The following is a 21,404-nucleotide window of genomic DNA, read 5'->3' on the forward strand; positions in this document are numbered from 1 at the left end:
CCCCCCCCCCCCCCCCCCCCCCCCCCCACCCCGATTTGCCCTCGGCCACGCGCCAACGCGTGGCCGAGGGCAAGTTGGCACATTCGTGGGGGCGAACACCGACAACGCTCACCGGAGTCAGGCGACACTGGGTGTTCAACGGCGCCACGACGTGGAGCGCCTGGGCACACGCGGACGACGGGTTCCCGCCTCGCGGCACCGACAACAGCAAGCCCAGGCACGGTGGTTCACGATGATTGTGGTCCCCCCGGCACCAGAAAACGGCGCCAGGACATTGAGCGCCCGGGTATGGACGGACGACGGGCTCAGCCTCGCCGCAGCGACAAAGACCAGCCCGAGCACTGCGGTTCGCGATGTTCACAGCCCCGCCGGACGGCGGGTGCGGGCGGCGCGGGGCCGAGGGTGACGCACGAAATTGGGTAGGGCGGCGGTGTCGTGGGCCGCCGCCCTGTTCCTCGGCCGCCGGCGCTGCTCCCGTTGAACGCCGGCAGACCGAGGAGTCCATGTCAGCGGGCGGCGACCGGCCCTGCCGTCAGGCAGGCTGTGGCGCCGTCCCGTCCCGGGGGTTCGGGCGTCACTGCCGCCACCCCGAAGGCCAACGCAATCGCACGGTATCCCAGCGCAGTTGGCGCGTGCTCGTTGCCATGGCCCGGGCCCTATCGCCGCAGCGCGTCCGCGAGGAGTGCATCCGCCATCTCGCGCAACTTGCGGCGTGCCTCCGGGTCGTAGGCCTGGGCATGGGCCCCGGCTTCCTTCAGGCCGTCGAAGAACCGGCCGGAAGTGGTGTCCGAAGCCGGCGAATCGATCAGCCTCATCAGCGCGTCACCGCCCGTCTCGACGGTGTTGAGCGGCGCCGATCCGGCCTCCTTGACCATGCTCGTGGCCATGAACGTCGCCGGATGCAGCGCGTTCGCCGTGACCGCCTGGTCGCCGAGCTCGTCGGCCAGATCGATGGTGTCCATGATCTGCGCGAGCTTGCTGCGGCAGTACGCCCGACTCCCGTCGTAGTCGCGCTCGGTCAGCAGGTCGGCGAAGTCCAGCCGTGCCTGGCCCAACGAGGCGACGTTGACGATCCGCGCCGGGGCCGACCGGGTCAGCAGAGGAATCAGCCGCCGGGTGAGATGGTGGCCGGCCAAGTAGTTGACGGCGAACCGGAGTTCGATGCCGTCCCTGCTGACCTCGCGGCCGCTGCCGGGCGTGCCGAACCCGACGCCGGCGTTGTTCACGAGGACGTCGAGCCTCGGGATGCGGTCCGCCACGTCGTCCGCCATCCGGTCGACCGCGTGAAGGTCGGCCAGATCCGCGACCACCACCTGCGGGTCGGGGCCCCCGGCTCCGGCGACCTCCGCGCGGACGCGCTCCGCCTTCGCCGGGTCGCGCCCGTGCACCACCACGCGCGCCCCGGCTTGCCCGAGACGTACGGCAACGTGCCGACCGAGCCCGTCGGTGGCTCCGGTGATCAGGATGGTCTTCATGGGCGCCGTCTGCTCTCGACTCGGGTGTGGTCGGCCGATTTTGGCATCAGTTGCGGCATCGGCCGGAGTCGGTCCCGGTGCCTGCGCGTACAGACTCCGCGTGCGTCGGGCACCCCTGATGAAACAACTGTTCAAACAAAGACTAGCGTACCGGCTTCAGGTCTCCCCCGCCCCGGGAGCGACGTTCGTCACGGTGCCCACCGAAGGAACCGGCACCGCTTGGCGGCACACGACGGAACGGCTTGGACCGGTCGCCCCCGGAGCCCGCGCCCGGCCGGACAGAGCCCACGGGCCTTCATACGCGCTCCGGTGGCGCTGTGCCACCACCCTCAAGCTCCGCCCGCCTGACCCGCGCGACCGCCGCGCGCATCGACCACGACCATTCGCCCGGCAATGTGCGGTGCATTTTGCGCGGTGTGCCTGACGGTCACGAGGCCGATGCAGAATATGCGTCGGCGCCGAGGTCGCCCGAGCGGGCCTGTCGAGTCGACGGGGAAATCGAAATAGGTGTCCGGGTAAGGTTCGTCTTTCAGCGTGTAATGCCACCATTCGTAATCGTATGCACTGAATCCGCAGGCTTCCATGACGGAGCGGAGGTGGCGCCGGTTTGTCGTCTCGGCTTGCGTGATTCCTTTTGCTCCGTGATGCGAGATGGAATCCATCAGGTCGTGGCCGCCGCCCATGGGGACAAGTTCGCCGGTGGCCAAGTGATACAGCGTCAGGTCGACGGTACTGCCCCTGCTGTGGCCCGATCTGGCGGCCACGTAACCTTTTTCGAACATCTGGGCTCTGTCGATGTTCGGATAGTGCCGGCGCTTCGTCCGGCCGTCCTCCGGCTGCTTCGACCAGCGAAGAAAGCAGTTCACGGCGCGCTGCGGCCGGTAACCGTCCCAGAGAAGCAGACCGAAACCGAGGGATTCGGCCCTGTCGCGCGCCCGCTCCAGGGCCGCACACAAAGCCCGTGTTCCGACGATTCGGTTTGCCAGGTAGCCGTCCACCGGTTTTCCGGTGAAGTTGTCCCACGTGGCGTACTTGGCATCCCAGCGTATCCCGGGGACGAACTCGTCCACACGAACGAAGTCTTGTTTCATCGGCCCGTCCCCGCCAAGGCCGACGTCAGCATCCGGTCGATGACCGCGGCAAGCGGCAGCCCCGCGGCCGCCATCATTCTCGGATACCTGCTGTACGAGGTCATGCCGGGCAGAGTATTGACCTCGTTGAGGACGACTTCTCCATCGTCCTTGAGGAACATGTCGACCCGTGCCAGCCCCCTGCATCCCAAGGCACGATAGATGGCCTGTGCCGTCTCCCGGACGAGTGCGCGCGACCTCTCCGGTATATCGGCGGGAACAATCGCCGTCGAGTTCTCGGAACCGGTTTCGGGTTCACTTTCCTGATGGATTCTGAAAAAGCCGTGGGACAGGGCGATTCTGTCCACCTCGCCGACGATGAGATCAGGGTCGTCGCCCAGGACGGCACAGCCGACCTCCCGGCCGGCGACGGCTTCCTCGATCAACACCTTCGAGTCGTACTGTCTGGCGGTTTCCACCGCACTGGGCAGTTCCTCTTCTCCGGATACCTTGGTGACACCGAAGGAGGACCCCGAGCGGGCGGGTTTGACGAAGACCGGGTAGGTCAGCCGATCGGCGTCGGCGGTCGCGTCGGCCGTGACGGTCCAGAAATTCGGTGTGGCGATTCCCGCGCTTCTCGCGACGATGTAAGCGAGGGACTTGTCCATGCACAGGGCGGAACTTTGGACGTCGCAGCCTGCGTAGGGGATGCCGGCGAGCTCCAGCAGGCCCTGCATCGCCCCGTCCTCGCCGAGCTTGCCGTGCAGCACGGGCAGGACCACGTCCAGGCCGATCACTTCGTATCGCCCCTGCTCCAGGACGAGCAGTCCGCGTTCGCTTCTGTCCGGTGACAGCACGGCCGGCCGGCAGCTTCCGTCCTCCCATCCTGCTTTCGGGCCGTCACACAGCCTCCAGGCACCGCTTCTCGTGATCCCGATGAAGAACGGCTCGTACTTCTCCGGGGCGAGGTTTCCGGCGACCTCTTGCGCGGACTTGACGGAGACGGGGTGCTCCTCGGAACAACCCCCGAATATGATCCCGACCCTCAGCCTATCCATGGCGTTTCCTGCTTTCGAAATTCCGGCAGTTGGCGAGAGAATTTTCGACCATGTCGCCGAGGGCACGGTCCGTGTAGTAGGCGGTGTGCGGACTGATCACCGCGTTCGGCAGTTCCTGTAGCCGCAAAAGCGCCTTGCTCTCGATGCGCCTGTTCCTGAAGTCGGCGTAGAAAATTCCCTCCTCGCCTTCGAGGACGTCCAACGCGGCACCGGCCAACTTTCCGCTTTCCAATGCGGAGACAAGGGCCCCGGTGTCGATCAGCGAACCGCGTCCGGTGTTGATGACGAACGCGCCGCGCTTCATCTGCTCGATGCGTCGACGATCCAGGAGGTGATGAGTGTCCGCGTTCAGCGGGGTGTGAAGCGTGACGATGTCGCTCAGGTGCAGCAATTCATCGAGAGGGACGTGATGCGCGGCGGTGCTGCGACCGTTGTCGCACGCCAATATTCGGCAGCCGAAGCCACGCAGCCTGTCCATGACTGCGGTGCCGATGCGTCCCGTTCCGATGACTCCGATCGTCAGATCGCGCAGCTCCCTGCCACGCGCGTCCTCCAATCTGTAGTCGTGGACGTCCGCACGGCGGATGACGGACTTTGCGCTGCGCACCGCCATCAACATCAGCATCAACGTGTAGTCGGCCACACCGTCGGGCGAGTAGGCGACGTTTTCGACGCAGATGCCGATGCTCTTCGCGTATTCGACGTCGATGTGGTCGCACCCGACGCTTCTTGTGGAGATATAGGCGACGCCGGCTCGGCCCAGCGCGAGAAGAGTCGAATTCGCGATTCGATTTTTGTGGCCGACGCTTATGCATCGGCTTCGCGAGGCAAGTTCGATATTCGCTGCGGACGGCGCTGCGGTTGTGAGGGTGGGCGTGACGCCGAAGCGAGGGGACATTTCCCGGAACAGAACGGCCTCGTCCGGCCCGCATCCGTAAACCGTGATTTCCATGGTGCGCTCGGCCGAGGCGGACGAGGACGCCGGCGACCGGGTGCGGCGGGCCGCGGTTCGGGCGGTTTCGCTGGAGGTCATGCCTTGATTCAAGCCGACGTGGTGTTGCCGGCGCGTATGTGCTTTTCGATATGCCGACGAAATGCTACCGGCCGGTAGCAACAAGAGAATATGAAGGACCCGTCGGCCACGACTTTCGGACTTCGGAGCCGCGCACTTTTGCAATTGCCGTCCACGACGGGCCCGCGCCTATCGCCCGCGCCGCCGCATGTAAAGGGCGAAGGCCCGGTAGACCACCGGCCGCAACGGCAGATCCCATTCGCCGACGTACCGCACCGCCTGACCGCCGGTACCGACCTTGAACTGGATCAGCCCGAGGTGCGGGTCGTCGGCGTCAAGCGTGGGAGTGATGCCGCGCAGGTCGTAGACGTCGCAGCCCGCCGCCAGACAGTCGCGGATCATGGCCCACTGGCAGGCGTTGGCACCGCGTACTTCCCGCTTCTCGCTGGAGGAGGCGCCGTACGAGTACCACGCGTGGGCGCCGACGCGCACCAGAATGGCGGCGGCGACCAGGTCGCCTCGGTGGCGGGCCAGGTACAGACTGATCCGCTCGGGGGCCTCGGCGCTCATCGCCGCGAACATGGTCTCGAAGTAGCGCAGCGGCCGGGGCGTGAAGCAGTCGCGCTCTGCGGTGTGCACGTAAAGGTCGTGGAACGCCTTCAAGACCTCCCCGACTGCCTCCCCGACGGCGACCTCGACGCCTTCCTTGGCCGCCTTCCTGATGTTGCGGCGCCAGAGCTGGTTCATGTCGCCGAGCACGTCGTCCTCGCTCCTGCCGGCCAGCGGGACCTCGTACTTGAACTGCGGGTGCCCGACCCCGAAGCCGTCCTCCGGGCTTTGCGGCAGCCAGCCGGCGTCCCTGAGCCTTTCGGCCACGCGGGTGCCGACCGGGTCGGCCCGCGCGCCGGAGACGTCGGTGAGCCGCTTGATGCCGGGCGCGGCGATGCCCTCCTTGACCTGCGCCGCGCTCCAGGTATTCGTGCGCACCGGCGGGCCCAGGCGGATCGCGAACGCTCCGTGTGCCTTGAGATAGGCCGCGAGCGGGTCGAGCCACGCGTCGATCTCGCCGGTCCAGTCGATGGCGGGGCCTTCGGGCAGGTACGCCAGCGTGAATCGCTCAAGTCGCGGCACCGGGCGGTGCAGGACGAGCCCGGCTCCGACCAGCAGCGGGCCGTCGTACCAGCCGAGGGATTCGCTGCGCCACTCGGTCTTGACGCGGCCCCAAGCCGGGGTCTGCAGGAAACTGACCGACCGCCGGGTCCGTACGAACGCCAGGTGCTCGGCGGCGCTGATCGGCGCGACAGCGAGAGTTCGGCTCACCGGGCCACCGTCCGCACGTCGTCGTGCCGGACGCTGACAGCCCCTGGACACGACCAGCCCGCTGATGGGGGTGCCTTCGCGCCGGATTCGGTAGGAAGGAGGCCGGGGCAAGGTCTGTCGGTGGTCGAGGAGAACGCCGGAGACTGGGCTGCTGTTCGTGTCGGGTCGCTGGAGGTCATTTCCCCAGTGAAAGCAACAGGGTGTTGCCGGCACGTATGCGCTTTTCGATATGTCGGCGATATGCACCGAGTCGGCGCCTCAAGACATCAGCTTGCCGATCGCCCGCGAGCCGGTGACGTCACTGCGGCGCTCCCTGGCAGGTCGTACGACCAGGCCCTCGCGCAGAACCCCGTCGTCCGTCCCGGCTCGATGCCGACCACTACTGCAACCTCGGGTCCTGGGTCGGGTCGGCATACATACGCGGGCAACCGCGGTTGATCGCTTCGGTGCGCAGTTCGTAGTGCCAGGGTTCGTTCTTGTAGATCTGGCACACCCCGTACTTGTCACCGTGTTCGGACAGCCACGCCGTCGCGTCGGACGGCCCGATGTCGACCGCGTCCCCCGCCACGTGAAGAGACTTCTCCGGGGTGGCGACCCATCGGGCGGCCTCGCGTTCGGACCCGTACTCGGCGATCGCCTCGCGGAGCAGCTGCTCTTGGTACTCCGGGGAACGCCAGCCGCTGTTGACATGGAACTCGACGCCGTCGTCGGCGGCATCCGTCGCCGCCTGGCGGAGCGCGCCCAGCAGCGCCGGATCGAGCTTGGCCACACCGGGGACCACGTCGTCGAAGACCGTCACGCCGTCAGGGACGACACCGTCGGCCTCGTCGGGCTCCCCGGGCTCGCCGGGGCGCTCGGTGCGAGGCGTATCCGGGGGCGACGAAACCAAGGGCGAGGAGGAGGACGGCAAAGACGACGAAGACGAGGTGGAGGACGAGGATTCCAACCCCGTGTGGCCGAGAGCCACGGCGATCACGGCTATGCCGACAAGGAAGCCGATGATGAGGCCGACGACAAGGAGCCGGCGGAACGGGCGGGTCGGCGTTCGTGCCGAGGGTGGGGTTCGCGTCATGCTGCCAGTGAAGGCAGCGCGCTGTTGTCGGCACGTATCCGGTTTTCGATACGCGGACGATACGCACCGGCTCGTAGCTTTGGTGGCATGCGTGTGCTGATTGTCGAGGACGAGCCCTTTCTGGCGGAAGCCATCCGCGACGGCCTGCGCCTTGAGGCGATCGCGGCCGACATCGCGGGTGACGGCGACACCGCCCTGGAGCTGCTGGGCATCAACACCTACGACATCGCCGTCCTCGACCGTGACATCCCCGGCCCCTCCGGTGACGAGGTCGCCAAACGCATCGTCGCCTCCGGCAGCGGCATGCCGATCCTCATGCTCACCGCGGCCGACCGCCTCGACGACAAGGCCACCGGGTTCGGGCTCGGCGCGGACGACTACGTCACCAAGCCGTTCGAGCTCCGGGAACTCGTCATGCGGCTGCGGGCGCTCGACCGCAGGCGTGCCCACAGCAGACCGCCCGTGCGAGAGATCGCGGGCCTGCGCCTGGATCCGTTCCGCCGCGAGGTCTACCGGGACGGCCGCTACATCGCGCTCACCCGCAAGCAGTTCGCCGTGCTCGAAGTCCTCGTCGCCGCCGAAGGCGGGGTGATCAGCGCCGAAGCACTGCTGGAAGGCGCGTGGGACGGCAATGCCGACCCGTTCACCAACGCGGTGCGCATCACGGTCTCGGCGCTGCGCAAGCGCCTCGGCGAGCCGTGGCTGATCGCCACCGTGCCGGGAGTGGGCTACCGCATCGACACCCAGCCGGAGGCCGAACACGAGGGAGGCCGGCGTGGATAGGGCACCCGGGTTGAACGTCCGCCTCAAACTGACCCTCAGCTACGCCGGGTTCATCATGCTTGCCGGCGTCCTGCTGCTGGCGGCGGTGTGGGTGTTCCTCCTGCGCTACGTCCCCGATCGAGCGATGCTCATCGACCCGACCGACAAACCCGACGGGGTTTTCCCCATCCGGTCCAGCCTCCTGCACGTTTTTGCGCCGCGAGCGGCGGCGGTGCTGGCGTTCCTGCTGATGTTCGGTCTCGCGGGAGGATGGTTTCTCGCCGGCCGCATGCTGGCCCCGCTGGGCCGCATCACGAACGCCACCCGCATGGCTGCGAACGGGTCGCTCTCCCACCGGATCGCGCTGGAAGGCCGCCAGGACGAGTTCCGCGAACTCGCCGACAGCTTCGACGCGATGCTCGCGAGGCTCGAAGCGCACATCGCGGAGCAGCAGAGATTCGCCGCCAACGCCTCCCACGAGCTGCGCACCCCGCTGGCGATCACGCAGACCCTTCTCGATGTCGCCCGCAACGATCCGAACGGCGACGGCCGCGCGCTCAACGAACGCCTTCGCGCCGTCAACGCCCGAGCGATCGAACTCACCGAGGGACTGCTCCTGCTCAGCCGTGCCGACCAGCGATCCTTCCCCCGGGAACACGTCGACCTGTCCCTGGCCGCGGAGGAAGCCACCGAGACGCTGCTCCCCCTCGCCGAAACGCGCGGCGTCACGATCGAGGCATCCGGCGATATCACCCCCACCGCAGGCTCACATGCGCTCCTGCTGCAGATGACGACGAACCTCCTGCACAACGCCATCGTCCACAACCTCCCCGACCGCGGCACCGTCTGGGTCACCACCCGGGTGGACCGCAACAACGCGGTGCTCACCGTCGAGAACACCGGCGAGAAGCTCAGCCCCCAGCTCGCCTCGACACTGACGGAACCGTTCCAGCGCGGCACCCAGCGCGTACACACCGACCACGCAGGCGTCGGCCTCGGTCTGGCGATCGTCAAGACCATCGCCCGCGCGCACGACGGAACACTCACGCTCACCCCGCGCTCCTCCGGCGGGATCCGCGTCACCGTGGAGCTGCCTGCGGCGCACGCGCACACCGGCGCGCGACACCGATTGGCCGACGCTCGGACACGACCGTGACGTTCGCGCGGGAGGTGTCACGGGCCGCCGTTGTGGAACGGCCGCCGCAAGTGCGCGCGCTGGACGGCCTCGGGTGGGTCGTCCGCCGAACGCTCCCGCGTGCGCTGCTTCATCTCCGCCCAGAAGCGGAGCAGCGCGCCTGCTTCGACACCGCGTTGCCAGGGCGCGCGACGGGACGCACGCGGGCGGCGGCCCGGTCGGATCAGATCCATCTGCCGCTGGCAGAAGATGTCTCCGAACTCGATGCGCGTGCTCTGCCGGTTCCTCGCAGGATAGGGGCAGAGGTCGAAGGGGCAGCCGCAGTGCTTCGGCGGCTCGGTGTGGCTCGCGCCGGGTTCGAGCTCCGACGGATCGCGCGCGAGGCACGGGGGCAGGTGCTGTCCGGCGTTCCCGGTGCGCTCCAGCAGTTCCAGGCGCTTGCCGGGGTGGTCGCCTTGCTCGATCAGGTTCAGCAGCAGCAGGACGTCGGCGACGAGCTGCTGGGCGACCGGGACGAGGGCGCTCCACCCGATCGAGTACGGGATCCACAGGTTGTGCTTGCGCGGTTTTCCCTGCTCGGTGCTGCGTGACCCGATGTGTCCGACGACGATGCTCTCGTCCATCCACAGGTAGCGCTCGGGTTCCCGCGTGAGAAGCGCTTTCACGGCCAGGTCGGCCGTGGCGCGGACGAACGGGTGCTGCTCCTCGGTCCCGTCCGCGGCTTCGAGCCATCCCCGGATCTTGGCCTTCGGGTCGGCTACGAGTCCTGTGGTCGCCTTGGGGGTGTTGACGTCGTCGGGCAGTTCCCACAGCGTCCGCGCCTGGAGGAGGGTGAGGCGCGTGTACCAGAAGCGGGTCGTCCTGAGCATCTGAAGGGCGTGGTCGGCGAGTTCGGCGTGCGGGCCTTTGCCGAACGGGTGCTGGTGCCGCCGGTTCGCGGCGAACTTGAAGCCCTGCGCCAAGGCGATCTCACTGGACAGCGGCAATCTCGCGGCGCCGTCGCGGGAGTCGTGCCCCACGCGCGCGAGCCAGCGCTCAAGGTGGCGCAGCGGTGAGTTCTCTCCCCTCGTGTCGCCGCTCGCCGAGACGACCAAAAGCGGCAGAAGCGTCGCGGTGAGTGTCTCGCGGCGCCAGGCTTCCTCGTGGGGCGGCGGAGCGCCGCCGGCCGGCGGGACGAAGTGGTTTTCCAGGGCCCGGAAGGCCTCGCGACCGCCCAGCCCCATCTCCAGGGTCGCCACGACCCGGGTGCGGTAGGAGGGTTCCTTGCCGACGATGTCGAACATCGCCTGGTAGACGCGTGCCGCAAGGTCCCTGGCGACCTTGCGGTCGGCGCCGTCCTGGTGCGCGGCCTCGGCGGTCCGTTTTCGCACCGCTGCGGCCAGGCGCCGGAGGAACGCGTTCTTGGCGGCCTTGTACGCCTCCGGGTCGCGGTCCTGAAGGGACGCCCATTTGTCGCGGACGGTCTCGGCGATGTCCCCCAGCACGGAGTCGCGCTCGGCGGTGTCCACGTCGATGGCGGTGGCGTACAGGTCCAGCGCCCGCGCCCCTCCCAGCGGGAGTTCGAGTACGCGGGCCTCGATGTCCTTGGTCGTCTCGGCCTGGCCGTCGTCCGGCGGGGCCTCGGTCGCCCGCTCCGCCGCCGTGAGCAGCAGGTCTCGTGCCACGGCCGTCGGGCACCAGCCGCCGCCGGGGCCGCCGGCGGCGTGCGTGCAGCGACCGTCGGGGCTGCGCGAGTACAGCACCAGCGCGGAGAGCAACTCGTGGCCGGGCTTCCGGAGGGCCGTCGGGAGGAACATGCCGCCCGTGGGGGCGGCGGCGCGGCGGCGCAGCACGCTCGTCAGGCGGGTTCTGCCGGCCGTGACCCCGTTTCGTTCCGCAGGGGGCGGTGGCTCGTCCCGGCGCAGCACGGTGCCCATGAACCGGGCGCCGAGATAGGCCTGCATGAGGCTGTGGCGGAAGCGGACGCCGTCGCCGTTGGCTTCGACGAGGCCCATCTTCTGGCCCCACCTGGCGGCGATGAAGGCGTCGCAATAGACGTTGTCGCGCCGGAGGCGTGTGCGTACCTCACCGATGATCCCGGGATAGGGGCACACGGCGGCACGGGACTCGTCGGTTCCGTTCTGTGGGGCGGCTGCGGAGTCACTGTTGCGGGTCGCCGGTTCGCCGTCCTGGCAGCCGCCGAGAAGAGCGGCGAACGAGACTTCCGAGGAATCGTGTCCCAGCCCGACGAGCGCCAGCGCGGACAAGTAGTCGATCGCCGCTCTGCGTTCGGACGGGCTGAGCGAGACATGCGCTTGCAGTCGGCCTCTGATGAGGTTTTCGACCCAGGTGTCGAACAGCGACAAGCGCAGGCAGGCCCGGTCGGCTCCCGCGTTCTGCGCGAGCCCTTGTTCGAAGAGTTCGGCGCTGTGGAGTTGTCGGGCGAGTTGGAGGTACAGCGGGGCATCGGCGAAGTCGGCGGTCTGGACGAGCTGATCCACCAGGCGTTCGTTCGCGCTCCATCCGCCGGTGCTGGAGACGTACTTCAAGGACGCCTCCTCGTTCAGCGGCTCCAGTTCGCTGATGGTCGCGTCCATGCCGCGCAGCGGATCGTGCGGACGCGAGGTGATGATGACCGGCAGCCCTTGGTCGTTGGCATCGGCGATGGCCTTGCGGATCAGGGCGTCCCGCTCGGCCTCCCGCCCGCCGTCGAGCAGCGCCTCTTCGAGGCCGTCGGCCAGGACGACGACCTGGCGGCGCTGCAAGAGCCACCGCCAGGCCTTCTCGGCCTCGGATTTCGCGGCCATCTTGGTGCTGACGGCCTCGACGAAGCGGGTGTACGCGAGCTCGCAGAAGTTGATCTGCTCCTTCGCGTCCCGCAGCCGCACGGGCACCGGGACGGCCCACATCTCCGCCAGGCGCTGCGTCAGCAGGACCAGCAGCGCGGTCTTGCCCGCCCCCATCCGGCCGACGACGACATGGGTCCGGCTGCGCCCGCCCGCGGCGTCCGTGCGTCCCCGGGCGCTGCTGCGGTCGACGCTCGAAATGAGTGCCGCGCAGAACTCCTCGCGGCCGATCACCTGGTCGCTGATGTCGCCGGCGGTGGTGACCAGTTTCCGTGGGTCGCGCACGGCGGCCAGCCGGTAGGGCTTGACGATGCGGGAGCTGTATGTGCCCGCGAAGAACAGGACCGCCGCGATCGCCGCGGTGGCGGGCCACATGACGATGGCCAGCAGGGCGCCGGCCCCGGAGATGTACTCCTGGAACCAGTCGCGGACGCCCGCGTCGAAGAACGCGATCAACGACCAGACGAGGATTCCCAGGTACACGACCGCGCCGACCATCACCAGTACCTGCCACACGCGGTGGTCGGAGTAGACCCGCCATTTCCGGTCACGCCGGTGTCGGATGGCGAACAGGCTCGGTTTCAGGACGGGGGACGCATGCGTCCGATCTCTTGGTACTGCCACGGTTGTTGTCCCTGCGGGTCTCGTCCGGTCCCCGGGCCCGGTTTCGGGTTACGGCCACACGTCCGCGAAGTCGATCGCGTCCGCCCAAGCCGGGTTGTCTATCAGGGGATTCCTGTTGCCCTGGATCTCGGCGACGGCGAAATTGCGGTGGCGTTCGTGGTCGCTGACCGGGTCGGTCTCGTGCCAGGCCCGCAGGAGACCCAGTCGCTCGGCGGGGAACTCGCGGGCGGTGTCGCCGACAAGCCTCGGGTACCTCAGCAGGAAGTACATCGTGGCCCGGGCTACGGCGCCCTTCCCTGCGGCGGGTTCGAATCCTTGGCTCTCGCGTCGGCCGCAGTCGGTGCGTACGGCTTCCTCGGGGTCCTCGAAGTCGATGTACGGGATGTTGCCCCGGAAGCTGTTGCAGCCGGCTTCGCACGCGAAAAGGTGGTGGAGGTCGCCGCGCATGGGTTCGGCTTTCGCGAACCACGACTGGGGAACGACGTGTTCGCAGTTGAACGGCAACGCCGCTTCCAGTGATTCGAGTTCGCGCTCGATGGCGTCCGGGGTGGGCGTGCTTTCGCGGCGCAGGAACTCCTGCCAGTGTCCGATTCGTGCGGATTCGACGGCGGCGTCCGCTCGGATCAGTTCCTCCGCGGTGAAGGTCTTGCCGGAGTAGATGCTGCGCAGTCGGCCGTCGGGATGCAGGTCCACCCACGGGTAGACCAGGCGCATCGGCTTGTATGCGGGCCGCCGCTGGTGGGTGTTCTCCAGCAGTGCGGTGAGCATGCGGCGCAGGGTGCTGCCGGTGGCTCCGCTGATCTGGGCGTAGTAGGTCTCCCGCGCGGCGCGGTCGGCGGCGTGGTCGTAGTACGCGCGGCCTTGTCCGACCTGGAGGTCGACGAGCGCGGCGTTCACGTCCGCCTCGACGGAGGGGGCCGCGGCGCCCGGAGCGGTCACGGGAGGTGCCGCGGGCGCGGTCGGTGTCGCCCCGTCGTACGTGACCGCGCTCGTCGCGGCCGCGGAGACGGAGACGTCGATGCGGACCGGTATCTGCATGCGGACGACGCCGTCGTACGCGGCTGCTGCGGGCGCCGGAGGTGCCGTGCCGGCGGCCGTGCCCGGCGCGGGCCCGGCCGGGCCGGGGGCCTGGACCGCCGGCGCCGACTGCGGGATCGTCGGCCCGGAGGGCGCGGCTGTCGGCGCCGCGGGGACGGCGCCCGGCACAGGCGCCTGCGGCGCGGTGGCGAACAGTTCCGCCCGCAGGTCGGCAGCCGAACCGGTCAACGGGTGCGTGCTCAGCGCCGCCAGGATCCGGCTGGTCCGCACTCCCTCGTTCGCCTTCCACGCGAGGCGCTGTTCACCCATGTCCGGTGTCCACACCGTGCCGTCCGTGCACAGCAGGCGGCCTTGGTCGTTGGTGAGGGGCACGCCGGAGTGGTGGAGTGCGACGACTTCCCACTGGTCGTTGAAGACCGGCGAGCCGGAGGAGCCCGGCGCGGTGTCGGTCTCGTAGTGCAGGAAGTCGTCGAGCATGTCGACGACCCGGTTTTCGCGCAGCGCCAGTTGCTTGGGCTCGCCGTTGGGGTGCTGGATGATGTTGACGAGCTCGCCGATGATCACTTTGCCCGGCAGTTCGATGAGGGGCACGTGGCCGAACGACGCGAGTTCGATGCCGTCGGCGCTGCCCGGGGCGACGGCGACGAGTGTGAAGTCGAGGGCTACGTCGGTGGTGAAGAAGCGCGCCGGCTCCAGGGTGAAGGCGACCGGGGGCAGCGGCCGTCCGTCGGTGCCCGCCTGCAGGTTGAACTCGATGAAGCCTCGGGCGGCTTCGTCCTCGTCGCGCAGGACGTGGTTGTTCGTGAGCAGGAGCGACGGGGACACCATGAAGCCCGTGCCGAAGTGGGCACCCGCGCCGCGCACGGTGATGCGTCCCACGGAGCGCGAGGCGAGGTATCCGGCTTCGAGGAAGCCGACGTCGATGAGGTCGTTGCGTCCCATGAGCCGTTCCAGGCCGAGGACGTCGGCGCCGAAACTGTCCGGTGCCAGCGCCGTGCCGAAGCTGCGGCCGGTGCTCGCGGACGGCGGCGTGCGCTCCATGGCGGTGGCGAGGGACCAGTCGACGCCGAGCCGCGCGAGTCGTCGGGTGACGCGCTCGGGTTCGTCGGCGTGCAGGACGCCGCGGCGGTCGAGCGTACGGCGTGTCTCTTCGCGTGCGGCGGCCCGCGCCTCGTACCGGGACTGGGTCTCGCCCATCTGCGCCAGGTACTCGGTTGCGGCGGGGGCCGCCCCGGGGGTGACTGTCGTGACCATGGTTGTTCCTCGCATGGTGTGGCGAACGGGTCGACGGCCGGCACACCGCGTCGGGGCCCCCGGTGGCCGCGGTTGGCGGGCTATCGTCGGTCACTGAAGCGGCGAGTCCGGCGGTGGCAGCCGGAACTCGCGTTCCACGTCGACGGCTTCGACACCCGGGATGTCCGCGAGTCCGCGGACCCCCTCCTCGGCGATGCCGCCGACGACCGCCGCGATCGCGGCGTATTCCTCCTCCACGTTCAGTCCCGCCCCGCGCAACGCCTTCACCACCTCGGCGAAGCGCTCCGGATCCACCGCGACGGTCACGCGACGGCGCGGCCCCGCGCTCACGGCGCCTGGACCAGCCCGACGCCGACGTCGACGGCCGGAAGCGGCAGCCGGCGCGCCCCCGCGAGCAGGAGCGACTTGATCTCCGCCGCACTGGCGTCCGGGTTGGCTTCCGCGAACAGCGCGCAGATTCCGGCGACGTGCGGCGTGGCCATGCTGGTGCCCATGAGCCTGCGGTAGCCGGATTCCGGCCACGACGACAGGATGTCCACGCCCGGCGCCGCGAGGTCGACCTGACCGCCGTCGGTGTCGAATCCGGCGCACGAGAAGAACGCGACCGTGAGGTCTTCGGTCAGCGCGCCGACCGCGAGGATCGACGGGCAGTTGGCCGGATGTCCGACGGGCCTGATGTCGTCGGGGCGCGTGCTCTCGTTGCCGGCCGCCGCGACGATCAGCGTTCCGGCCCGCAGCGCCCGGCGTGCGGCGTGCTCGTAGACCTGCGAGAACGGCTGGCCGAAATCGGTTGGCGCGCCCAGCGACATGGAAGCGATCCGGCAGCCCGCGGCCACCGCCCAGTTCATGCCCGCGAGGATCCCGGTGTCCGTGCCGCTGCCCTGGTTGCCGAGCACTTTGCCGGCGAAAACCTGTGCCTCGTACGCGACTCCGTAGCGGGGCAGCACCGCGGGCGTCAGCGGGCCGCAGGACGTTCCGATGCAGTGGGTGCCGTGGCCGTTGCCGTCGTCGACGTCCTCGCCGGGGACGAACGACGAGGTCCCACCGAACCGACCGACCAGGTCGGGGTGTTCGAGGGCCACTCCGGTGTCGAGGACCGCGACATTGACGCCTGCGCCGGACAGCGTGGACTCCGCGACGCGGGTCGCCTGGAGTCCCCAGGTCGTGTGCGTCTCGTCCCGGCGCGCCTCCGCGGTGATCTGCGCGGCGCCGGGCTCCAGGCGTTCGAGTGCGTGCTGCACGAGTTCCTCGACGCCGTCCTGGTAGCCGCGCAGGTAGTCCGCGGTGGCAGTCTCCGGCGCGGTGCGGGTCATCTGCGAGGCGTAGACGGTGCGTTCGCGTTCCAGCGAGAGAATCCCCGTGTGCTCCCGCGCCGTCGTCGCCAGCGCCTCGCGCTGGTCGGGTGCGGCGTCGACGACGGCCACGCCCAGTTCCTCGAACAGCACGGAGTCGCCGCGGTCGAGGAGTTCGGCGGCTCCCGTCGACTCTCGTCCCGGCACTCGCTGTGTGCGCGCGACCCCGGCTCCCGACTCCAGCGCGGCCAGTGCCTGGTCGGAGGAGTCGGGATCGAGCAGTACGAGGTACCGCCCGGTGAACTCGTCCGTCTGCTTGCTGATGCCGGCATCGGCCCTGCCGCCGTTGTCTCCTCGTGCCGGACCGTCGACTGCTCGGTGGTTCATGGTGGCTCCCGTCTGTGGGCCCCCGCCGTTTGACTGGCATCGCCCACAACCCCGCGGAAAACCCTGGAACACCAGCAGTCCCGTATTGCTCACGAACCGTGCACCGGACCTGTGGACACCCTCCTCAACCACCGTCACGCCGACCGAGGCCTGGTGCAACCGGGCGGTCGCCGACCCGTCTCCGTCAGCCGGCGATCCGGACGGCGAGGATGGCGATGTCGTCGTGTCGCGTGTCGGCGCGGGCGGCAACGAGGGCGTCGCACAGTCGGTCGAGAGGGGCAGTGGCGTGGGTGGCGGCGATCGTGGCCGCGTGACTCATACCCTCGTCGATGGCTTGGCCCTTCGCTTCGATGAGTCCGTCGGTGTGGAGGACGACCGTCGTTCCGGGCGGAAGGTGGACGGTGTGGTCGCTGTGCGGTTCGCGGGGGTCGACGCCGAGAGGCACGCCGGGCTCGCCTTCGAGGTGGCGGGCGGCTCCGTCGGGCGTGGTCACGAGCGGAGGCGGGTGCCCGGCACTGGCCCAGACCATCATGCGGCCCGTGGGCGCGGGTTCGAGGCGGGCGACGATGACTGTGGCCATGGGCCCGCCGTGCAGGGAGTGGAGGATCTCGTCGAGGCGCTGGAGGATGCGGCTGGGAGGTTCCTGTTCGTCGAAGGCGACGACGCGCAGGATGTTGCTGATCTGGCTCATCACCGCGGCGGCCTCCATGCCGTGGCCCATCACGTCACCGACCATCAGGCACGGAACACGGTCGGGGAGGGTGATCAGGTCGTACCAGTCGCCGCCGATCCTGGGCGCGTCGTCGGCGGGCACGTAGCGGGCTTGCAGGTCGAGACCGGGCAGGTGCGGCAGCTCGGGGAGCAGGCGGCGTTGGAAGTCCTCGGTGGCGCGGCGCAGCCGCTGGTAGAGGTCGGCGTTCTCGACGGCCACTCCGGCGGCGCGGGCGAGAGCGGTGAGTGCTTCCTCGTCTTCGGAGGTGAAGTCGCCTCCGCCTCGCTTCTGCGTCAGGTAGAGGTTGCCGAAGACCGCGTTGCGGACCTGGATGGGAACGCCGAGGAACGTGGTCATGGGCGGGTGGTGGGGCGGGAAGCCGTACGACTCGGGGTGCTCGGTCAGGTCGTGCAGACGCAGGGGGTGGGGTTCGCGGATGAGCAGTCCGAGGATGCCGTGGCCTTCGGGATAGTGGCCGATTTTGGCGATGGTGTCCTCGTCGACGCCGGTGGTGATGAACCGGCCGAGCATGCCGTCGCTGCCGATCACGCCCAGCGCGGCGTACTCGGCGTCGGCGACCGACGCGGCCGACTCCACGATCTGGCGCAACACGCTCTCCAGTTCGAGGTCGCTGCCGATCGCGAGCACCGCCGCCAAGAGCGCCCGCATCCGCCCGTGGGCCTCATCAACCTGCGGGAGTTCCGCCTCGATCCGCTCCCATGACGCCCCCGCCAACCGCCCGAAATCGTGCGGGTGGTCGGCCCGCGCTGTCGGATCGTTCCGCCCGTCCGCGTCAGTCATTCGGCCGCCTGTCCTCACCTCGGCACCATCCGCCCTGTTTACCGGACCGCGGCACGCTCTCGGCGGAGCACAGGGCCGTGCGCCCGCATTGACAGTTGGTTCGGACGCGGCGGTCCCCGGCCGCCACGCCGACTGTGCGGGGCGTCGCCTTCATCGGGGTCGCGGTCCCCGGCTTCATGATCGCGCTGGGGCCGATCAGACCCGCCGACACGTACCCCGGCCGCCGGCGCCGCGTCTCCGGCACGCCGCAGGCCCTGGCCGCGCCCCGGTCGCGGCAGCATGCCGGTCCGGTCACCGGCGCGGTCCTGACCATGCGTGGCGCCCGCCGGTCATCGTCCCGACGGCCTCAATGGCCCGGCCCCCAGGGCCCAACGGCCCTGTCCGGAGGCAGGCTCCGACCGCGAGACTCGGCAGTGGTCCACACAACATCTTTTTGATCCACCGGAGTTGACGATGTCTCAGGGAACAGACGCGCCTCGTGGCCACGTGATCGTCGCGGTCGACGGGTCGGCCGCCGCGGACAACGCGATCGACTGGGCCGCGGACGAGGCCACGCTGCGCGGCACCGACCTGGAAGTGCTGCACGCGTGGGAGTGGAAGACGTACGAAGGCAGCGAGTGGTACAACGGCCAACTCGCCGACCTGGGCACCGCGGTCGTTGAGGTCGCCGCGGACCGCGCACGCCGGCGCCGCCCGAATCTGACCGTGAGCACGACCGTGAAGCACGGACCGGCCGACGACGTCATATCGGCCGCGGCCGGACGCGCCGGTCTCATGGTGATGGGCAGCCGCGGACGCGGAGGCTTCACCGGCATGCTCCTCGGCTCGGTCAGCCGTGCCGTCGCCGCGGAAGGCCGCGGTCCCCTGCTCGTGGTCCGCAGCGGCACCGACGGCAGGGCCCAACTGCCGCTCGATGAAAACCTCCACCGCACCGACACGCTCACGGTCGTGGTCGGCGTCTCCGAAGAGTCGTGCCTCCCTGCCGTCGAGCAGGCCTTCGCCGAGGCGTCCCTGCGCAAAGAACCCCTCCGTGCGCTGCACGCCTGGTCGTTCCCGGACCTGCCGGCCTACGGACTCGCCGCCGCCGGAGCCGTCGGCCCCACCGCCGACACCATCCGCCTGTGCCAGCAGAACGGCGAGACCATCGTCTCCCAGACCGTGTCCCGCGCGCGCGACGGGTACCCGGACGTCGAGGTCGTCGAGGACGTCGTCAACGGCCCCCGCGCCCAGGCCATGGTGGACGCCTCCCGCTCCGCCTCGCTCGTGGTCGTCGCCACCCGCAGGCGCCCCGGCCGCATCGGCCGCCACCTCGGCCCGGTCACCCACGCACTGCTGCACCACGCGCACGCCCCTGTACTGCTCATCCCTGTCGACTGACCGGCCCGGCCGATGCGTGCCCGTCGCGGCCGCATCGGCCGCCGCATCGGCCCCGCAAGCGACGAGCGACGCGGGGGGGACGCCGGGCGGGCGCCTCGGTCCGGTGCGGGCAAGGCGTGTCTCCGGGCGACCGGGCCCGTGACTGCCGGTGCTCATCGCGACGAGGTTGGACGCGCGACGTTGTTCAGGTGGTGAGAGGGACCCGCCACGTGAGGACGGTGCCGGAGCCGTCCTCGCGGGGGCGGATGTCGAAGGTGCCGCTCCGGTTGTCGGCGCGGTCGGCGAGGTTGGCCAGTCCGCTGCTGCGGGCGGGCTGTTCGGGGATGCCGATGCCGTTGTCCGTCACGGTGAGGACGAGTTCCTGGGCGGTGGCTTCGACGGACACTTCGACCCTGGTCGCCTTGGCGTGGCGGGCGGTGTTGGACAGTGCCTCGCGCAGGACGGCGACGGCGTCGTCGGCGAGGTCCTGGGACACGGCGGTGTCGAGGAGGCCTTCGAGCCGCAGTGTCGGGGTGGATCCGAGCGTGGTGGCCGCCTCGTCGGCGAGCTTCAGGACGCGCGAGCGCAGCGCGGTGGACTGCGTGCGGTCCCGCGCTTTGAGGGAGAAGATCGTGGACCGGATCAGGCGGATGGTCTCGTCCAGGTCGTCGACGGTGCGCATGATCAGGTCGACGGCGTCGTCGCGCCCGAGCATGCGTGCCACGCCCTGGAGGGTCATGCCGGAGGCGAAGAGGCGCTGGATGGCGACGTCGTGCAGGTCGCGGGCGATGCGGTCGCGGTCCTCGAAGCCTGCGATGAGCTCGGCGTCGCGGCGGCGGTCGGCGATCTCCAGGGCGAGGGCGGCGTGGCCGGTGAACCCGGACACCATGGTCACGATCGCCTCGTCGAACGGGTTGTGTCCGGTGTGCGCGGCGACAAGCAGGACGCCGCGTGCCTGGCCGCTGGTACCCAGCGGGAGCATGAACGCGGGGCCTATGCCCTCGAAGGGTCCGCCTTCGGCCGTGTCCCGCACGCGCGGGTCGGACGCGGCATCGTCGATGACCGCCGTCTCGCCGGAGGCGTGGACCAGGCCGGCCAGGTCGCCGGCGGGCAGGACCAGGCCGCGGATCCGGTCCGCGCCCGTGCCGGAGACCGTGTCGACGACCAGGTCTCCCGTGCCGGGGACCGGCACCGCGACGGTGACCAAGTCGGCACCGGACATCTCCTTGACCTTGTCGGCGAACGAGCCGAGCACCGTGCCGGGGTCCGCGCCGGACAGCAGGGTGCGGGTCAGTTCCGAGGACGCTGCGAGCCACTGCTCGCGGCGCCTGGCGTCGTTGTACAGGCGGGCGTTGTCGATGGCCACGCCGGCTGCGGCCGCGAGGGTGCGCAGCACGGTCTCGTCGTCCTCGTCGAAGTCGGCCCCGTTGCGCTTCTCGGTGAGGTAGAGGTTGCCGAAGACTTTGTCGCGGACGCGTACGGGCACGCCCAGGAAGGTGTTCATCGGCGGGTGGTTCGGCGGGAAGCCGTACGACTCGGGGTGCTCGGTCAGGTCGTGCAGCCGCAGCGGCTCGGGCTCGCGGATGACCAGGCCGAGAATGCCCCGGCCTGCCGGGTAGGGGCCGATCGCGTCGATGGTGTCCTGGTCGAGTCCGACGGTCAGGAACCGCGACAGGTTCTCCTCGTCGCCGATCACCCCCAACGCGCCGTACTTGGCGTCGACCAGGGACACCGCGGACTCGACGATCTGCCGCAGCACCGTCTCCAGGTCCAGGTCGCTGCCGACCGTCAGGACCGCTTCGAGGAGGGTCTGAACCCGGTCGCGGCTCCCGCGGACCGTCGCGATGTGCGCCTGCAACTCGTCCAGCAGCTCGTCCAGCCGCATGCGCGGAATGGCAGGGCGGTCGGTTTGGCCCGGCATGTTCCCTTCACCCTCCCCTGTGCGTCGCCGATGGTCGTGGCGACCTGCGAGTCATACTGCCCGACTCGGTACCACCGGACGCAAGTTCTCGTCGTGACCGGTCTCACGCCGACCGGTGTCGACCGGTGGCATGAACGTCGGCGGTGGCCTCTCAGGGGTTCGTCCGTCGCCGGACGGGCGGAGGGTGGGCCCGGGTTCAGCTCTCCCGCGGTGTCTGTGTCCGGTTCAGTTCGGTGGCGAACACGGCTGCCTGCACGCGCCGTTCGAGGCCGAGCTTGCCCAGCAGCGCG

The 21,404-nt window shown here is 69.7% G+C and carries 14 protein-coding genes and 1 pseudogene; 3 read left to right on the forward strand and 12 right to left on the reverse strand.

The genetic code is table 11. From position 1 onward, the window contains the following. Positions 1-656: 656 nt before the first annotated feature. The 6 genes and pseudogenes from ACRX5W_RS31800 to ACRX5W_RS31825 all read right to left on the reverse strand — a co-directional run bounded on the left by ACRX5W_RS31800 (position 657) and on the right by ACRX5W_RS31825 (position 7,007). Entirely contained in the window at positions 657-1,475 is an 819-nt protein-coding gene (locus ACRX5W_RS31800; RefSeq protein ID WP_436791863.1) for an SDR family NAD(P)-dependent oxidoreductase, read from the reverse strand. Positions 1,476-1,963: 488 nt separating this feature from the next. Next, a pseudogene (vanX, locus tag ACRX5W_RS31805) lies at positions 1,964-2,566 on the reverse strand (D-Ala-D-Ala dipeptidase VanX); the annotation flags it as partial. After that, positions 2,563-3,603: a D-alanine--(R)-lactate ligase gene (gene vanA, locus ACRX5W_RS31810; RefSeq protein WP_436791876.1), complete on the reverse strand. Its 1,041-nt coding sequence runs from the start codon at positions 3,601-3,603 to the stop codon at positions 2,563-2,565. The gene vanA and the pseudogene vanX, both read right to left, overlap by 4 nt. Further along, on the reverse strand, positions 3,596-4,555 hold the full coding sequence (locus ACRX5W_RS31815) for a D-isomer specific 2-hydroxyacid dehydrogenase family protein (protein WP_436791877.1): 960 nt from the start codon (positions 4,553-4,555) through the stop codon (positions 3,596-3,598). Before ACRX5W_RS31815 ends, vanA begins: the two co-directional genes overlap by 8 nt. Before the next feature lie 249 nt (positions 4,556-4,804). Beyond that, entirely contained in the window at positions 4,805-5,935 is a 1,131-nt protein-coding gene (locus ACRX5W_RS31820; protein ID WP_436791864.1) for a lipid II:glycine glycyltransferase FemX, read from the reverse strand. Between the two features lie 379 nt (positions 5,936-6,314). Continuing rightward, positions 6,315-7,007 (reverse strand): M15 family metallopeptidase, encoded by a 693-nt coding sequence (locus ACRX5W_RS31825; protein ID WP_436791865.1) that lies wholly within the window; start codon positions 7,005-7,007, stop codon positions 6,315-6,317. An 87-nt stretch (positions 7,008-7,094) separates the two neighbouring features. On the opposite strand from ACRX5W_RS31825, the gene ACRX5W_RS31830 reads away from it, so the two are divergent. Then, the gene (locus tag ACRX5W_RS31830) at positions 7,095-7,790 is read left to right on the forward strand and encodes a response regulator transcription factor (protein ID WP_436791866.1); all 696 of its coding nucleotides are present in this window, start codon (positions 7,095-7,097) and stop codon (positions 7,788-7,790) included. Further along, on the forward strand, positions 7,783-8,925 hold the full coding sequence (locus ACRX5W_RS31835) for a sensor histidine kinase (protein ID WP_436791867.1): 1,143 nt from the start codon (positions 7,783-7,785) through the stop codon (positions 8,923-8,925). The genes ACRX5W_RS31830 and ACRX5W_RS31835 overlap by 8 nt, the downstream gene beginning before the upstream one ends. 17 nt (positions 8,926-8,942) lie before the next feature. Here ACRX5W_RS31835 and ACRX5W_RS31840 read toward each other — a convergent pair whose 3' ends face one another. The 5 genes from ACRX5W_RS31840 to ACRX5W_RS31860 all read right to left on the reverse strand — a co-directional run bounded on the left by ACRX5W_RS31840 (position 8,943) and on the right by ACRX5W_RS31860 (position 17,837). Further along, positions 8,943-12,353, reverse strand: a complete 3,411-nt coding sequence (locus ACRX5W_RS31840; protein ID WP_436791868.1) for an NACHT domain-containing protein — start codon at positions 12,351-12,353, stop codon at positions 8,943-8,945. Positions 12,354-12,401: 48 nt separating this feature from the next. Beyond that, entirely contained in the window at positions 12,402-14,645 is a 2,244-nt protein-coding gene (locus tag ACRX5W_RS31845; protein WP_436791869.1) for an endonuclease, read from the reverse strand. A 90-nt stretch (positions 14,646-14,735) separates the two neighbouring features. Further along, positions 14,736-14,951, reverse strand: a complete 216-nt coding sequence (locus ACRX5W_RS31850; protein ID WP_436791870.1) for a hypothetical protein — start codon at positions 14,949-14,951, stop codon at positions 14,736-14,738. Between the two features lie 20 nt (positions 14,952-14,971). Next, complete coding sequence (locus tag ACRX5W_RS31855; RefSeq protein WP_436791871.1) at positions 14,972-16,324, reverse strand: S8 family peptidase; 1,353 nt, start codon at positions 16,322-16,324, stop codon at positions 14,972-14,974. 184 nt (positions 16,325-16,508) lie between these two features. After that, positions 16,509-17,837 (reverse strand): PP2C family protein-serine/threonine phosphatase, encoded by a 1,329-nt coding sequence (locus ACRX5W_RS31860; protein ID WP_436791872.1) that lies wholly within the window; start codon positions 17,835-17,837, stop codon positions 16,509-16,511. A gap of 453 nt (positions 17,838-18,290) precedes the next feature. Between ACRX5W_RS31860 and ACRX5W_RS31865 the strand changes: the two genes are divergently transcribed. After that, complete coding sequence (locus tag ACRX5W_RS31865; protein WP_436791873.1) at positions 18,291-19,214, forward strand: universal stress protein; 924 nt, start codon at positions 18,291-18,293, stop codon at positions 19,212-19,214. Positions 19,215-19,398: 184 nt separating this feature from the next. Here the strand turns inward: ACRX5W_RS31865 and ACRX5W_RS31870 are convergent, their stop codons facing one another. Continuing rightward, positions 19,399-21,078, reverse strand: a complete 1,680-nt coding sequence (locus ACRX5W_RS31870) for a GAF domain-containing protein (protein ID WP_436791874.1) — start codon at positions 21,076-21,078, stop codon at positions 19,399-19,401. Positions 21,079-21,404: the final 326 nt, after the last annotated feature.

This window comes from Yinghuangia sp. YIM S10712 (genome assembly GCF_051388935.1).
Lineage (GTDB): Bacteria > Actinomycetota > Actinomycetes > Streptomycetales > Streptomycetaceae > Yinghuangia.

Excerpts from the sequence above, each read along its gene's own strand:
- ACRX5W_RS31800 (WP_436791863.1), bottom strand. The coding sequence starts at position 1,475 with ATGAAGACCATCCTGATCACCGGAGCCACCGACGGGCTCGGTCGGCAC.
- vanA (WP_436791876.1), bottom strand. The coding sequence starts at position 3,603 with ATGGATAGGCTGAGGGTCGGGATCATATTCGGGGGTTGTTCCGAGGAG.
- ACRX5W_RS31815 (WP_436791877.1), bottom strand. The coding sequence starts at position 4,555 with ATGGAAATCACGGTTTACGGATGCGGGCCGGACGAGGCCGTTCTGTTC.
- ACRX5W_RS31825 (WP_436791865.1), bottom strand. The coding sequence starts at position 7,007 with ATGACGCGAACCCCACCCTCGGCACGAACGCCGACCCGCCCGTTCCGC.
- ACRX5W_RS31830 (WP_436791866.1), top strand. The coding sequence starts at position 7,095 with ATGCGTGTGCTGATTGTCGAGGACGAGCCCTTTCTGGCGGAAGCCATC.
- ACRX5W_RS31845 (WP_436791869.1), bottom strand. The coding sequence starts at position 14,645 with ATGGTCACGACAGTCACCCCCGGGGCGGCCCCCGCCGCAACCGAGTAC.
- ACRX5W_RS31855 (WP_436791871.1), bottom strand. The coding sequence starts at position 16,324 with ATGAACCACCGAGCAGTCGACGGTCCGGCACGAGGAGACAACGGCGGC.
- ACRX5W_RS31860 (WP_436791872.1), bottom strand. The coding sequence starts at position 17,837 with ATGACTGACGCGGACGGGCGGAACGATCCGACAGCGCGGGCCGACCAC.
- ACRX5W_RS31865 (WP_436791873.1), top strand. The coding sequence starts at position 18,291 with ATGTCTCAGGGAACAGACGCGCCTCGTGGCCACGTGATCGTCGCGGTC.
- ACRX5W_RS31870 (WP_436791874.1), bottom strand. The coding sequence starts at position 21,078 with ATGCGGCTGGACGAGCTGCTGGACGAGTTGCAGGCGCACATCGCGACG.